This window comes from Vibrio cionasavignyae, assembly GCF_050337155.1.
Taxonomy (GTDB): domain Bacteria; phylum Pseudomonadota; class Gammaproteobacteria; order Enterobacterales; family Vibrionaceae; genus Vibrio; species Vibrio nomapromontoriensis.
The window spans coordinates 1-14,582 of the sequence record NZ_JAKJSR010000037.1; the positions used below are offsets into that span (position 1 = coordinate 1).

Below are 14,582 nucleotides of genomic sequence, written 5' to 3' on the forward strand. Positions count from 1 at the left end.
GCAATGGCGCAATGGCGTATGTCGACTTGAACCCTATTCGAGCAGGCATTGCTAAAACCCCTGAAACGTCGGAGTTTACCTCGATAAAAGCCAGAATCGATGCGCTGGATAAAAACTTAACGACAGCCCCATGTTTGCACCCTTTTATCGGCAATCCGACGAATAAAATGCTAGATGGTATTCCGTTTCGGCTCATCGACTACATTGAGTTAGTCGACTGGACTGCACGTCGATTTCGCGAAGACAAAGCCAGTATGGTTGATAATCAACCCGCTATTTTGACGCGTTTGAATTTCAATCAGAAGAGTTGGTTAACGGTATGTACTGAATTAGAGAAAACACGTTCGACTGCGGTTGGGTGTCACATTAATACAGTTCAAGCTAAGGCCGCCTTAAAAAAGAGCAAGATGCAAACCTATCAACTAGAATAAGCCCCACTTTCACCGCCACTCCTACCCCATAGACCTGTAAAAATTCTGGATACTGTCGTTTGCCCAGTCCCTAAACGTCAGTAACGTCTCTTAAGAAACTAGACAGTTTCACCAAATTAGATTGAAGAAAGCAAAAGTATGCAGTTGATTGCTACTTTGAATACGGGATTGCTTTTGATTTCTTTTTAAGCGATTAAAAGGACACACACCAAAAGGATGCTAACTTTACGTCTTCATGGGGTACTTACATCGTACCAGCGGCGATTGCTAAACGCCCTATTCCCGCGGGCGCTTTGCTAACGGCTCTGTTCTGTATTATCGCAGCAGTTTGGGGTTATCCGATGGATTTAGCTATCTGGCAGCCAGTACTGTGTGTAGCCCTGATTGTCGGGGTATTTGTGCCATTGCTAGAAGCTGGAATGGAAATGACGCGTGAAGGGAAAACCACACAGTCGGCAGCGATTGTTGTATTTTCTTCAGCACTCGTTAACCCTGCATTTGGTTGGGCTCTCACCATGCTGTTGGACAACTTAGGCTTAGTTGGTTGTAAAGAACGTAGTAGTGAACTGAGTAAAATGAGCCGTTGGGTATTGCCTGGCATTATGTTTATTGTGCTAACGAGCGTAATGGCGTTGGTTGGCCTTCTACCAGGGATTCCAGCGATTATCCCAAGCTTTCGTTAAGCTAGATTAATAGTTAACTTCGATAGAAATACAAAGGCCTCGTACATGCGAGGCCTTAGTTTTTCTATCAAGGGTTAATAGCCCTACTTCACTGGCGTTAATCCATTCGGGTAATGAAGGTTTGCTCGTCATCGACAAAAGCCACGTAGTCGCCGTGATAGATGAAAACGCGCCCATGCCCTTCAACGATACACGCAAGCTGTGGGTACGATTAAAAGGACACACACCAAAAGTATGGATTTCTTTTTAAGTGTGTGTCCTTAATAAGATTCCATTCACCTAGCACTGATTGTGATCTATTCCCAAACTAAAGTAACGTCGATGCTAAATGGACGGACATATACTTTGTTGGTAAAATGCGCTCTCGCGGCTGCACATGAATTTCAGTCAACTTTAGAGATAACCCAATGATTGTAGAAAATGTGCTTCCTGAAAATTACGCAGAAATGCTTAATGTTTGGGAGAATTCTGTCCGAGCGACTCATAACTTCATAACAGAAGAAGATATTGAGTTTTTTAAACCAATTATCATTGAGCAGGCTTTTCCTGCTGTCACGTTAAGATGTGTGAAAGATGAAAGTGGCTCAATTCAAGGTTTCGTGGGTGTCCACGGCTCAAAGATTGAAATGCTTTTCATCTTAAACAAGGCCAGAGGGCAAGGAGTTGGTAAGGCGCTACTGCAACACGCAATAGAGCAGTTAGGTGCAACCAAAGTCGAAGTAAACGAACAAAACCCACAGGCCGTAGGTTTCTACGATCATATGGGCTTCAGAGTCGTTTCGCGCTCGCCACTCGATGATATGGGAAAACCTTTTCCAATTCTGCATATGACACTTTAAAGCTCGGTTTGTCGTAACCAAATTTGTTAGAAGAAACGCCCAAAGCTAATAACTTTGGGCGTTTCCGCATACTCGAGCGTTGCTATGACTTGACTAACTTTTGCCCCGAAATGAGCTAGCTAGTTTTTTGTGTATTTTGAACCTATCGCTTTAAATAGGTTAATTAAGACAACCTATATAGAGTCACGGATAAAATGTGCGAGCGATTAGATAACAAGTCTTTGTCCAAAAACATTTTTTAAATTAATCAATCTTTAGTCTTCCGACAGTTGCTGTTAGCATCAAAAAAAGCTTAGCCTTTACAGACTAAGCTTTTTATAAAGCGATGAAATTTAGCAATAACTTTAATTGGCGAGCATTGCTAAGTTAGCGAACACCAACTAATTAGGAAGCATAACCGTAGCTTCACCCTGTATTGCTACCTGCCCCTCTTCGGTCAACACTTCAGTGAGCAATGTAACAATCGGTTTATCTTCACGGATGTGCTTTACTTCCACGCGTGCAGTCACCGTTTCTCCAACACGAATTGGGCATGTAAACTTCAATGTTTGTCCCAGATAAATAGCGCCGGGACCCGGTAGTTTTGATGCTAACAATCCCGAGACTAAGCTAGATGCTAGCATACCGTGTACAATCGGCACCTCAAACGGCGTCATGGCGGCAAATGCTTCATCTAAGTGAACGGGGTTGTAATCCTCAGCTAAAGAAGCAAACGCTTCAACTGCCGCTTTATCTAGTGTCTTAGTAAGACTTGTATGTTGACCAACCTCAAGCGACATCTTTCTTTTCCTCATCGTTTGCTAGGACTTCTTCAATACGTTGTTTCACATACGTACCAGGGGCATCAAGTTCACCACTCAGCGTTCTTGGATCGAGTTTTTCCGAGAAATTACGCGCATCCAACCACTCTTGCCAATGTGGCCACCATGAACCCGTTTGCTTATCTGCGCCTTCTAACCAAGTATCGGCGTCGGTTTTCACATTCGGGTTGGTCCAATAGCCGTATTTAGTTGAGTTAGCATGATTCATAGGACCTGCGATATGGCCACTTTCTGCCAACACAAATGTGCTCTGTCCGCCCAACAGCTCAGTTCCTTTGTACGTCCCTTTCCAAAGGGCAATGTGATCCTCAATGGCAGATAAGAAGTAGATTGGGGATTTCACTTTAGACAAATCAATACCCACACCATCAATCTCAATGGCATTTGGTTGGCTCAGTTTATTCTCCAAATAGAACTGACGAAGCATTTGGTTGTGACAAGCAGCAGGAACGTTAGTGTTATCACAGTTCCAATGCAGTAAGTCAAAAGCAACCGGCTTCTCACCTTTTAGATAATTCGTCACGTAATAATTCCAGTACAAGCTGTTTTCTCGTAACAAACTAAATGACACCGCCATCTGGCGACCGTCCATATACCCTTTCACGGAATTTTGCGCTTCAATTGCCGAGATCATCGCATCGTTAATGAAGATACCTAGCTCTCCAGGCTGCTTGAAGTCCAAGATAGTGGTGAGTAGCGTTGCTGACTTTATCCGTTGTTTGCGCTTTTTCCCTGCCATGTAGGCCATCGTAGCGGTCAATAAGGTGCCACCGATACAATAACCCAAACCATTAACTTCACGCTCTCCGGTTACGGCCTCGATTGCATCCAGTGCTGGGATTAGGCCGTCAGTGACGTAAGTACCGAAATCAGTTTCGCTGTATGTTGCATCTGGGTTAATCCACGACACCATAAAGACTGTGTGTCCTTGATCGACTAACCACTTCACAAATGAACGCTTTTGACTCAGATCCATAATGTAGTACTTGTTTACAAACGGCGGCACAATCATCATTGGGCGCTTGTATACATTTTCTGTCGTCGGCTGATATTGAATCAACTCAAACATATGATTCTTAAAGACGACCTTACCCGGTGTCGCAGCAATGTTTTCACCAAGTGTAAAAGCTTCGGCATCAGTCATGCGGATATTGAGCATATCAACACTGCGGGTCATATCTTCTTGAAGCTGTTCTAACCCCTTAATCAAATTAGACCCGTTGGACTCCAACGTGAGCTTCATAATTTCTGGGTTAGTAGTTACAAAGTTGCTTGGTGACATCGCATTGAGAAATTGACGAGAGAAAAATTCCAAGCGTTCCTTTGCATCAGGGTCGAGATCTTGCGCTTCATCAATCGTTTGTTGCACAGACTGGCAAACGAGTTTGTAGCTTTCTTTGATATAATGATAAAGCGGATTAGATGCCCAACTTTCATCTTTAAAACGGGGATCTTTTTCAGGTGCGTTGGGATCGCCAGCACCTAAAATACAGTCATTGAAGAGATTGATTTGTTGATTCCACCAATTCATCTGCTGCTCTAGCACCGTTGTTGGATTTTTAGTGACGGATTGCGCTAATGCACTCCAATCTTCAACCTGTGACTTAAAAATCGTCGATTGAGTCGGTTGTTGGAAGTTGCCGAGCCAGCTTTCACTTGCTTTAAAGTAACTGTTAATAATGTCTTGAAAGGGTGCTTTGTTATTCATCATCTCATCCCTGTACTGTGAATGAAGTGGCGGCCCTGCTCTACGATAAAAGAGTTATAAAATAGCTGAGCTCTACTGCACAATCGCTCAACCTAAATAGCTCGAAGCATAGACCGCCTAAGCATTACTTGCTTTTTGCAGCGTTAATAGACGTTGCTGAAATCTCATCGACTGCAGCTTTAAACTCATTGCCGATTTCGCTAAGTTTTTGACCATCTTCAAGTAGACGCTGGCTAACTTTGCTAATAATTTCTAGTTGCTTGCTACCGTGATTAGCAAGATCTTGTGGCTGCTTAATTGCCACTAGGCTTTGTAGGTTTTCATTCGACAACTCACTGTACGCTGTTAGCGTTTCTAGTTGCATTTTTGACAATGTTTCCATGTTTTTTGCAACGAGCGAACCAAAGTTAGCAAATGGGTTGATAACAGTTTGTAGCTGTGCGTTTACTGCTTCGAATGCGGCTTGGTTAGACATAATATGTTCCCTTTTAAATGTGGCCAGCGGCGTACCGCGCTAAGCTCTGATTGACTTTACTTATGTTCATTGATCTTCATCAATAAATATTCAAACACGTGTTTGAATATGTTCATTCTGTACAAACCATCACGCTTTGTCACCCCCAAATAATTACCAAAAAATCATCAGAAAAAGCACTTATTGATTATTTCTTGTTTGAATAAAAATATTGGAAATAAATGAAAGTCATAGTGAACAAAGGGTTTAGAACGGCTCACATACTGTTTTTCCGTTTGAATCACGACATATGCAACCAATATAAACATTCGAAAAACAAAGCCCACGTCACAATTTAAAACTTAGTTATCACTTCGTTTCATACACAAGACAAAGAACTACAATCACAACCATTATTAAACCATATAGTAAGTCCGACAACTTATTCAATACATCAATACAATAGCGCAAGACATAAATAAAATACATATACTCATCTGCCGTTAAATATAAGTCATGGGCTATAGTTATTGAGTAGGCACCACTAATAAAGCAAAGTAATGCCACTCAAAAAAAACACCCTAACACACTGATTTTAATAGACTTACCCAGTAGAAAATCAAAATCAGCAAAGAATGAAAAATAATTTTAACTAAAAATATACTTATGTTTCATATAGTTAATCGTTAACAAAACTCAGCAAACGTTGTTAAATTTAAAAATTTGATGTTAATCACTTGTTGAGTTAATTTTTAACCCGTAGTATTAAAACAAATGTTTAATACGAGTGTTTTAATCACATGGAATATAAAACAGAAACTAGAGATAAAATATTAGATGTTGCCGAGACCTTATTTACTGAACATGGTTATAAAGGGACGTCACTACGAACCCTTACCAGCAAAGCTAAGGTTAATGTTGCTTCTGTTAATTATCATTTCGGTGATAAGAAAACTCTAATTCGTCAGTTATTGAATCGCTATTTAAGTGAACTAATGCCAGCCATTCACGAATCCCTTGAGCGTTTAAATCAACAAGAAAGTTACACATTGGAAGAGGAGTTCAATGCGATCAAAGCGCCGTTATGTTCATTAAACGACATCAAACCCAATGGTATGCACCGTTTCCTACTACTACTAAGTAAAGGGTATTCCGATATTCAAGGGCATTTGCGCTGGTTCATTCTGACAAGGTACAAAAATACGTTAAACCTTTTTGTTGAATCCGTTCGTTCAAGCTGTGGAGACATTGACGATGCTGAGCTTTTCTGGCGGCTTCATTTTTCACTCGGCACCTTTATTTTTGCTATCGGCTCTAGCAAAGCACTCGCGGAAATTGCATCCAGTACGTTTGATCAACATAACGCTGACGCAGAAGCGATTATCGATAGGCTCATCCCCTATTTAGCCGCAGGTATTATCGCCGAGCCGAACGCAACAGTCTCTACCCCAGCACCATCAATATGAATACCAATTTTTACACCGATCACGAGTGAGAACTACCGCTCTAATCATTAAACAATGACTCAGTTGAACAAAAGGAACAGTACTTATGAGTTTTATCAGCCAAAAATTAATCAGTGAACCTGCATTTAGCTTGTTTAAAAAAGTACTTCCTCCCCTGTCTGCGACAGAAAGGGAAGCAATGGAAGCCGGTAGTGTATGGTGGGACGGTGAACTCTTTTCCGGTAACCCTAACTTCACGACCCTTCATCAATACCCAACGCCAACGTTGACACAAGAAGAGCAATCTTTCATCGACAATGAGCTAGAAACGCTCCTGTCTATGCTTGACGATCATAAAATGGTCAAAGAAGATCGCGATCTTCCCGCAGAGGTTTGGGCATATCTGCGTAAAGAACGCTTCTTTTCTTTGATTATTTCCAAAGAATACGGTGGGCGTCACTTCTCCGCACTCGCTAACTCAACGATTGTTGCCAAAATTGCGTCTCGTAGTATGAATGCCGCCATTACCGTTATGGTGCCTAATTCGTTGGGGCCGGGTGAACTGCTTTCTCATTATGGTACACAGGAACAAAAAGATTATTGGCTGCCGCGTTTAGCCGACGGCACCGACACGCCTTGTTTCGCGCTAACCGGCCCAGAGGCAGGCTCGGATGCTGGCGGAATACCTGACACCGGTAAAGTTTGCTATGGCATGCACGAAGGGAAAGAAGTACTCGGTATTCGCCTTAGCTGGAACAAACGCTACATCACTTTGGCGCCTATCGCGACCGTGATGGGACTGGCCTTTAAGCTTGAAGACCCTGATAAGCTACTTGGCGACAAAAAGAACATAGGCATCACGTGCGCCTTGATTCCAAGTAATCACGAAGGCGTGATTATTGGTGAACGTCACGATCCTATGCTACTGGCATTCATGAACGGTACGATTCGTGGGAACGACGTATTTATTCCTATGGATTGGCTCATCGGTGGTGCTGAATACGCGGGACGAGGTTGGCGCATGCTGGTTGAATGTCTGTCCGCAGGGCGCGGCATTTCATTACCTGCTCTTGGTACCGCAGTCGGCCATTTGACGGCAAGAACAACCGGAGCTTATGCCTACGTACGTAAACAGTTCGGCATGTCTATTGGTAAATTTGAAGGTGTCGCTGAGGCGATGGGACGCATCGGCGGCATGACATACTTGCTAGAAGCCAACCGCACGCTAACGACTACTTCACTCGATATGGGAGAAACTCCGGGAATTGTCACGGCTATCGCCAAGTATCATATGACGGAGATCTCTCGTACTATTCTTAACGATTCAATGGATATTCACGCGGGTCGCGCAATTCAATGTGGTCCAATGAACTACCTTGCTTCCGCTTACTTGTTCATGCCAGTCTCTATAACCGTTGAGGGGGCGAATATTCTAACTCGGAACCTTATGATCTTTGGACAAGGCGCAACCCGCTGTCACCCTTATGTCTTACAAGAGATGGAGGCCGCTGCCAATCCGAACCATGAAGAAGGCGCAAAAGCCTTCGATAGCTTATTGTTCAAGCATATTGGCCATGCTACGAAGAACTCCATCGGTGGTTTGTTTGCGGCGCTAACCGGATCTGCTTTTACCTCATCGCCGATTTCAGGAGAAACCGCTCGTCATTACAAGAGCTTGAAGCGTTTAAGTAAAGCGCTCGCAGTGAGCGCCGACTTTGCCATGCTCACACTTGGTGGCCAACTTAAGCGTAAAGAACTAATTTCGGCTCGCCTCGGTGACGGTTTAGCCTATTTATACATGGCCTCCGCGGTATTGAAAAAGTATCAAGATGAAGGTGAACCCGCTGCCGATCTTGATTACGTTCACTACGCTGCTGAGCATTGTTTCTACCACGCGGCAAAATCGCTTAACGAGGCTTACCGAAACTTCCCAAGTGGCTTGGCCGGCACTACGCTCAAAGCACTGTTGTTCCCGCTTGGTAATCACTTCAAGCAACCTACAGATAGCCTAAGCCTTCAGATTGCCGAAAAGCTAATGGTACCCGGTGAAGATCGCGACCGCCTAACGCACCTTTGCTATATTGGCGAACATAAAGACGACAATGTCGGCATCATGGAGCGTGCATTCATTGCCATGTACGACATTCGCGACCTAGAGAAGAAACTCTTTAAAGGGGTTAAGGCAGGCAAAGTGGCGAAGAAAGGTATTCTTGCAGACCGCCTACAACAAGCCCTAAAAGCGGACATATTAACGCAAGCAGAGGTGGATAAAATTGTTGCAGCTGATGCGCTTCGTTACCGTGCAATTCAAGTGGATCATTTTAGCCACGATATGAAAGAAACGTTAACCAACCAACCTGACACACCAAACCTTACTCATGTCGCGTAAATAGTGTGTTCTAGTTCAGGCTAGTTTGAATATTTACCTCCCCTATCCCCAGAGCAGACTTATCGTCTCTCTGGGGATTTTTTATGACTCGTTCAAACAAAGCCGTTGCTAACATTCGTTGTTGCTTATTGCCATTCTTGCACTAAAGAGAGAAAAATCCACCGCCATCATTCTGGACAAAAATAAATCGCTTAATAGAAAAATATCACTATTGAGGCCGATTTTTCTTCCATTGCATTAATCAAAAAACAAAAAACAAAGAGGTAAGACCACTTTAAAATTCTGAGTCGCGCCAATACTTGATCTTTCCTTGACCACCGTCAGCTCACGCTTGTGGCGTATTTTTTACTTTTCACTCTTCATTTTGTGCTTACACTTAATACGTCGCTTATAAATACACGGGGGTGATTATTTCAATAATCATCATCTGCGATAAAAATAAAAAGTGACACCAAGTGAGTAAATTCAAACAAAAATTATCACTTTAATAAATAGCTCTCTATTTCATACATAGAGACTCAGCCGCTCAATAACAAAAGGAAGCTCCATGAATATTAAAGATTCCGTTGTCGTCATCACAGGTGGCGCCCAAGGCCTCGGTTTTGCAACTGCTAACATGCTCTCCAAAGCAGGTGCTCACATTGCCATCATTGATAGTAATGAAGAACAATTGGTTTCTGCTGCGGCAGATCTTCAAGCTAATGGGACACAAATAGGCACTTACTGCGCTAATATTACCGACGAACAAGCAACAATTAATGTGTTTGAGCAAATATTAAAAGACTTTAGTAAAGTGAATGTCTTAATCAACAATGCTGGCATATTAAGAGATGGCTTAATGGTAAAAGCGAAAGATGGCGAGATACTGGATGAAATGTCCCTAGACCAATTTAATGCGGTCATTAGCGTCAACCTTAGTGGGACATTCTTATGTGGTCGTGAAGCTGCAAAAGCCATGATTCGCTCTAAGCAACAAGGTGTCATCATCAATATTTCGTCTGTTGCCCGTGACGGCAATATGGGACAAAGCAACTATAGCGCAGCAAAAGCGGGGGTGGCATCTTTAGCGATGGTTTGGGCTAAAGAGCTGTCCCGTTACAACATTCGCGCCGCGGCTATCGCGCCTGGCGCTTGTTACAGCGCTATGACTGCGTCTATGAAGCCAGAAGCGCTCAGCAGACTTGAACAAATGGCCCCCGTTAAACGCCTTGGACAAGATGTCGAAATAGCGAAATCCGCACAATTCATCATCGAGAATGATTTCTATAACGGTAAGGTTTTGGCTGTCGATGGGGGGCTTGTACTGTAATACTGCTGACAAAGAAGCAGAATCTCATCTAAATGCACAAGGCAAGGTGATCGCGTTTGATCACCTTGCCTTAGACTAATCAGAACCACGACCCGACACCGCATCACTGGTTTAATACTCGCTCAATACTCGAGCAACCTGCTCGCTATTCCATCAAGCACAAATAAAACTAACGCTTTGGATTAGAAATTGTCGTGCTCACACCCCACACAATACTGTCACATCTCAATATGTAACATATCGTGTCTGTTACTCTAAAGTCAGTCTTATAAACTAGTTTTAATTAACAGTTAAGGGTTTTATTATGTGGAATAAACTAAATAAGTCCATGATGTTCTGCCAGATGATGTTTGGTCTGTCGTTCTATGGTGTCATGGTTATCCTCACGCGATTTTTCTTAGAAAACTTAGGTTACAGTGAAGCTGACACCATGATGGTAGTTGGGGCATTTTCATCAATTGGCCCTCTCTTTGCTATTGCCGGTGGATTTATTGCCGATAAGTTCTTAGGGGCATATCGCTCGCTTAGCATCGCCTATTTCGGGTTTAGTGCTGGTTACGTTCTATTAGTACTTGGCGCGTCTACCATCAACGTTCCAATGAGTTTGGCTGGTATTGCTCTCGCCAGTTATGCACGTGGCTTAATGTCCCCTTCTTATCCAAGCCTTTATAAGCGCACGTTCAAAAGCCAAGAAGATTTTGAGAACGGCTACCCTGTAAACTATTCCGTGAACAATGTTGGTGCGCTTCTCGGCCAGTACTTATTCCCTATGTTTGTCCTTGTTATTGGGTTTTACGGTAGCTTCCTATTGTCAGGATTGCTTGCCTTTGCCGCTTTTTGCATGCTTATTCTCTTCCGAAAACAGCTTCAAGGCGTTGGTGCAGACATCGATCAAGCTGCGGTTTCAACTAAAAACTGGATACTTTTTGCCATCACCTCACTTGCCATGATCGGTATGGTGTTTTTCATGTTTTCTAACATGGATATTGGCAAAAATATCGTTTATGCCATTGGGCTCGCGGCCATTGGCTACTTCATCTCGTTGATGCTAAAAGCGGAAAAAGCCGACAGTTTACGTATGGGTACCATTCTTATCGTCACGGCGCTGACTACTGCATTTTTTGTCTATTATGGTCAAATGATGACATCTATGACCATGGTAACGATCAACACCATGCGTGGCGATTTATTCGGACTGATCCCGATTGCTCCAGAAGCCTCAATGTCAATGAACCCGCTATGGTGCATCGTCGCAGGCCCAGTGATTGCAGGTACGTTTTCTAGTTTAGAAAAGCGCAATATTCACTTTACCACTGCTACAAAGATAGGGTTTTCCTTTATCTTGACCGCTATCGCCTTTGGTATTCTTGCATTTGCGGTGAAAAACATTGGCGAGAGCGTCGTCATTCGACCAGAAGTATTCTTAGTAATTCACTTCTTCCAAGCGTTTGCTGAAGTCATTGTGGGCTCGCTTGTTGTGGCGTTTATCTTGTCTGTTGCACCTAAGCACATTGAAAACTTTTCAGTCAGTTTGTTTTCTGTTGCGATTGCACTATCTGGCATTGTTGGAGCGGTATTCTCCACGTCAATTGCAGCGGAGAAAGGGCAAGAAATTACTCAAGAGTTTGTACAGCAAGTGTATGGCGGTTACTTTTCATTACTGACTGTGTTAGCGGTTGTCATGGTCTTGGTGGCATTTCTTGCCTCAATTGCTATTCGCAAAATGTTGGCGGCCGCCGAACAATCAAAACCTCAACAAAACATGGAGCTTAATGACGCTGAAAGCTAACTAATACAGCACTTCAACATCATAGACTGCTCAAAAGCCCCCGCGTGAATCACGTGGGGACTTTATCATCTCAGTTACGCCTCACCTAAATGAGGTCAAATAAGCAAGCTATTAGGAGATTGAATCGCTTAGCGCAGACGCTCCAGGTTCTAGGTTCTACACTCTAAATAAACAAACGTTCTGGCCTTTGTGGCTTACTAAATAAATAGCCCTGACCATATTCGCAGCCTTTTTGTTTTAAATATTCAGATTGCTGTAAGCTCTCTACCCCTTCAGCAACAACTTTAAGGCATAGCGCCTGCCCCATTGCTACAATAGCATTTACAATGGCATTGCTGTCGTTATTGTCCGGCACGTCTTTTACAAATGATTGATCTATTTTAAGTTTGTTAATTGGTAAACCTTTTAAATAAGACAATGACGAATAGCCCGTGCCAAAATCATCAAGTGATATCTCTATCCCCAATGAACTCAACTGCTCCAATGTTGCAATCGCTTTCTCTGGGTTAAACAGTAAAAATGTCTCGGTAATTTCAATATCGAGTCGCTTTGCTGGAAAACGGGTTTCCTCTAATACCGCTTCAAGCACAGGAAAAAAATCTGAGTTTTGTAGTTGTAATGCAGACACATTGACAGCGATACGGCCAAAATCCCGACCTTCAGCTAACCAGCGATTGCCCTGAAGGCAAGACTCTCTTAGCACCCAAGCACCAATTTTTTGAATTAAACCTGTTTTCTCGGCAATCGGTATAAAGCTACTCGGCGGGATAAGACCTAAATCAGGATGTTGCCACCGGAGCAGAGCTTCCACGCCAATTAAGCGATTATCCGCAAGCGAGTATTGAGGCTGATAAACCAAGTAGAACTGATTCTTTTCCAACGCCTCATGGAGTGCTGATTGGATCCGAACGTGTAGTACCGAACTTTTAGTCAGATCCGGGGAGTAGAATGCATACCCATTGCGTCCATTCTTTTTCGCAAGGTACATCGCCGTGTCGGCATTTTTTAACAAGGTTTCGCTATCGTGGCCATCTTTAGGATATAAGGCGACACCGATGCTGGCAGAGACTCTAAGCGACTCATGCTGATCGAGTATAAATGATGAATTAAAGACCCCCATAATACCATCGATGGTATCAAGGAGTTCGCCTTCAGAGTCGAAGTCAGATAATACAATGACAAACTCATCACCACCGATACGAGCAATGTTTGCTCGATGTTCTAGCACGGTATTTAACCTCTGCGCCACTTGCTCCAACAACTGGTCACCATACAGGTGCCCTCGGCTATCATTGATATGCTTAAAGTGATCAAGATCTAGAAACAAGGTGGCAAATGACTTGTGATGCTTACGCCCGGCTTCGATGTGCTGCTCCAATAGGCTGCTTAAATGGACCCGATTGGGTAAGTTAGTCAGCGGGTCGTAAAACGCCATTCTTCGTAAGTTCTCTTCATCTGCCTTTTGAGCTGAGATGTCTTCGAACACACAAATATGATGCATCAAGGTATTGTCTTCATCCTTTAATACACTGATTGTGGTCATTTGAGGGTAAATGGAACCATTTTTTTTACGGTTTATAAACTCCCCTTTCCACTGCCCATCAATGGCCAGTTTTGCCCACATATCTTGATAGAACGCGATGTCGTGATGTCCTGATTGGAGGAAGCGGGGGTTAGTTCCAATAACATCAGACAGCTCATAGCCCGTGATACGTACAAAGGCACTGTTTACATCCAAAATGTTACCGCGTGCATCGGTAATGAACATGCCTTCTTGAAAGTTATTAAAGATTTCTGACGTCACCGAGAGCCAAGTTTCAACGACCTTACGACGAGTGACATTGCGAGTCATGCCTAACACCCCGACCAATGCTCCGCCGTTATCTCGAATAGGTGACTTAATCGTTTCTAACCAGAGTTTATTTTCTTCGTCATCCATCACCAAACATTCTTCAATAGTGACTTGATGGTTAGCGTCTATCACGGTTTGATCCGCGGCAGCAAAGAGTTTTGCACGATCGGCGTCAAATAACTCGATGTCGGTTTTTCCATGGACTTGAGCACTACTGTAATTCCATGCCTTTTCTACGCTATGGTTAATCATGACATAGCGACCATCGGCACTTTTTACCCAAGTATGATCTTCAAGCGCATCAATGAATTCCTGCAAGGTTGGTACTCGGCTTGCGTCATTGACAGTTTCATTGTGGAAATCGTGATGACCGACTCCCGCTTCGCTTTGTTGCTCTTTCCTCGCATGAGCATAGATATCAAAGCTAACTCGGCCTGCAACGGATTCCATCAGATTCTGAGGATTTATATGCTCAGAAGAATGTGAAAACAGCACCAGAACAGCGAACAACTGCTCGTTCGGCCCCCAAATAGGTGCAAAATACAGGGTCGTACTTCCCTTATTCTTGGCCAAGATCTCAAGATGAGGAAACGTAAACTCTCTCAGCGTTTGTGACAGAACGTCGTCAAAGCACGCCTCTAATGCAGATACTTTATACTCACAATAACAGGACCAGTGCATCGATCTATCTAGAATCAATAATCGACCATTTGAATGTGTCGCAAGACATAATTGTTCTAGGGAAGATTGCCAACTTATTTTAAGTTCTGGTGATAAGGTTGCACAGTACATGAGTTAATAAACCAAGAGCAGGGCTATATATTTACCCTTTATTCATTTGAGATCGGGCTATCCTACCGAA

9 protein-coding genes and 3 pseudogenes are annotated in these 14,582 nt (G+C 43.2%); 7 read left to right on the forward strand and 5 right to left on the reverse strand.

Features of this window, described 5'->3' with window-relative positions:
* Window positions 1–431 (forward strand): annotated as a pseudogene (locus L4D74_RS23805) (transposase); the annotation flags it as partial.
* Between the two features lie 221 nt (window positions 432–652).
* A pseudogene (locus L4D74_RS23810) lies at window positions 653–1,114 on the forward strand (DUF3360 family protein); the annotation flags it as partial.
* A 97-nt stretch (window positions 1,115–1,211) separates the two neighbouring features.
* Here the strand turns inward: L4D74_RS23810 and L4D74_RS23815 are convergent.
* A pseudogene (locus L4D74_RS23815) lies at window positions 1,212–1,319 on the reverse strand (cytosolic protein); the annotation flags it as partial.
* A gap of 202 nt (window positions 1,320–1,521) precedes the next feature.
* Here L4D74_RS23815 and L4D74_RS23820 point away from each other — a divergent pair.
* Window positions 1,522–1,953: a GNAT family N-acetyltransferase gene (locus L4D74_RS23820; protein ID WP_428754894.1), complete on the forward strand. Its 432-nt coding sequence runs from the start codon at window positions 1,522–1,524 to the stop codon at window positions 1,951–1,953.
* A 380-nt stretch (window positions 1,954–2,333) separates the two neighbouring features.
* On the opposite strand, the gene L4D74_RS23825 is transcribed toward L4D74_RS23820, so the two are convergent.
* The 3 genes from L4D74_RS23825 to L4D74_RS23835 all read right to left on the reverse strand — a co-directional run bounded on the left by L4D74_RS23825 (window position 2,334) and on the right by L4D74_RS23835 (window position 4,957).
* On the reverse strand, window positions 2,334–2,732 hold the full coding sequence (locus tag L4D74_RS23825) for a MaoC family dehydratase (protein WP_250617939.1): 399 nt from the start codon (window positions 2,730–2,732) through the stop codon (window positions 2,334–2,336).
* Window positions 2,722–4,482, reverse strand: a complete 1,761-nt coding sequence (gene phaC / locus L4D74_RS23830; RefSeq protein ID WP_428754927.1) for a class I poly(R)-hydroxyalkanoic acid synthase — start codon at window positions 4,480–4,482, stop codon at window positions 2,722–2,724. Before phaC ends, L4D74_RS23825 begins: the two co-directional genes overlap by 11 nt.
* A gap of 124 nt (window positions 4,483–4,606) precedes the next feature.
* Entirely contained in the window at window positions 4,607–4,957 is a 351-nt protein-coding gene (locus L4D74_RS23835; RefSeq protein ID WP_265675339.1) for a phasin family protein, read from the reverse strand.
* Window positions 4,958–5,736: 779 nt separating this feature from the next.
* On the opposite strand from L4D74_RS23835, the gene L4D74_RS23840 reads away from it, so the two are divergent.
* The 4 genes from L4D74_RS23840 (at window position 5,737) to L4D74_RS23855 (ending at window position 11,868) form a co-directional block, all read left to right on the forward strand.
* A complete protein-coding gene (locus L4D74_RS23840) occupies window positions 5,737–6,402 on the forward strand; it encodes a TetR/AcrR family transcriptional regulator (RefSeq protein WP_428754895.1) in 666 nt (221 codons plus the stop codon).
* Window positions 6,403–6,487: 85 nt separating this feature from the next.
* A complete protein-coding gene (locus L4D74_RS23845) occupies window positions 6,488–8,770 on the forward strand; it encodes an acyl-CoA dehydrogenase (RefSeq protein ID WP_428754896.1) in 2,283 nt (760 codons plus the stop codon).
* A 547-nt stretch (window positions 8,771–9,317) separates the two neighbouring features.
* Window positions 9,318–10,079 carry an SDR family NAD(P)-dependent oxidoreductase gene (locus tag L4D74_RS23850; protein ID WP_428754897.1) on the forward strand — a complete coding sequence of 254 codons (762 nt, stop codon included), beginning with the start codon at window positions 9,318–9,320 and terminating at the stop codon, window positions 10,077–10,079.
* Window positions 10,080–10,383: 304 nt separating this feature from the next.
* The gene (locus L4D74_RS23855; RefSeq protein ID WP_428754898.1) at window positions 10,384–11,868 is read left to right on the forward strand and encodes a peptide MFS transporter; all 1,485 of its coding nucleotides are present in this window, start codon (window positions 10,384–10,386) and stop codon (window positions 11,866–11,868) included.
* Between the two features lie 163 nt (window positions 11,869–12,031).
* On the opposite strand, the gene L4D74_RS23860 is transcribed toward L4D74_RS23855, so the two are convergent.
* Entirely contained in the window at window positions 12,032–14,512 is a 2,481-nt protein-coding gene (locus L4D74_RS23860) for a putative bifunctional diguanylate cyclase/phosphodiesterase (RefSeq protein WP_428754899.1), read from the reverse strand.
* Between the last annotated feature and the right edge of the window lie 70 nt (window positions 14,513–14,582).

Bases quoted from the DNA above. Each gene is read 5' to 3' on its own strand.
- L4D74_RS23820 (WP_428754894.1), top strand. From the start codon at position 1,522: ATGATTGTAGAAAATGTGCTTCCTGAAAATTACGCAGAAATGCTTAAT.
- L4D74_RS23825 (WP_250617939.1), bottom strand. From the start codon at position 2,732: ATGTCGCTTGAGGTTGGTCAACATACAAGTCTTACTAAGACACTAGAT.
- phaC (WP_428754927.1), bottom strand. From the start codon at position 4,482: ATGAATAACAAAGCACCCTTTCAAGACATTATTAACAGTTACTTTAAA.
- L4D74_RS23835 (WP_265675339.1), bottom strand. From the start codon at position 4,957: ATGTCTAACCAAGCCGCATTCGAAGCAGTAAACGCACAGCTACAAACT.
- L4D74_RS23840 (WP_428754895.1), top strand. From the start codon at position 5,737: ATGGAATATAAAACAGAAACTAGAGATAAAATATTAGATGTTGCCGAG.
- L4D74_RS23845 (WP_428754896.1), top strand. From the start codon at position 6,488: ATGAGTTTTATCAGCCAAAAATTAATCAGTGAACCTGCATTTAGCTTG.
- L4D74_RS23850 (WP_428754897.1), top strand. From the start codon at position 9,318: ATGAATATTAAAGATTCCGTTGTCGTCATCACAGGTGGCGCCCAAGGC.
- L4D74_RS23855 (WP_428754898.1), top strand. From the start codon at position 10,384: ATGTGGAATAAACTAAATAAGTCCATGATGTTCTGCCAGATGATGTTT.
- L4D74_RS23860 (WP_428754899.1), bottom strand. From the start codon at position 14,512: ATGTACTGTGCAACCTTATCACCAGAACTTAAAATAAGTTGGCAATCT.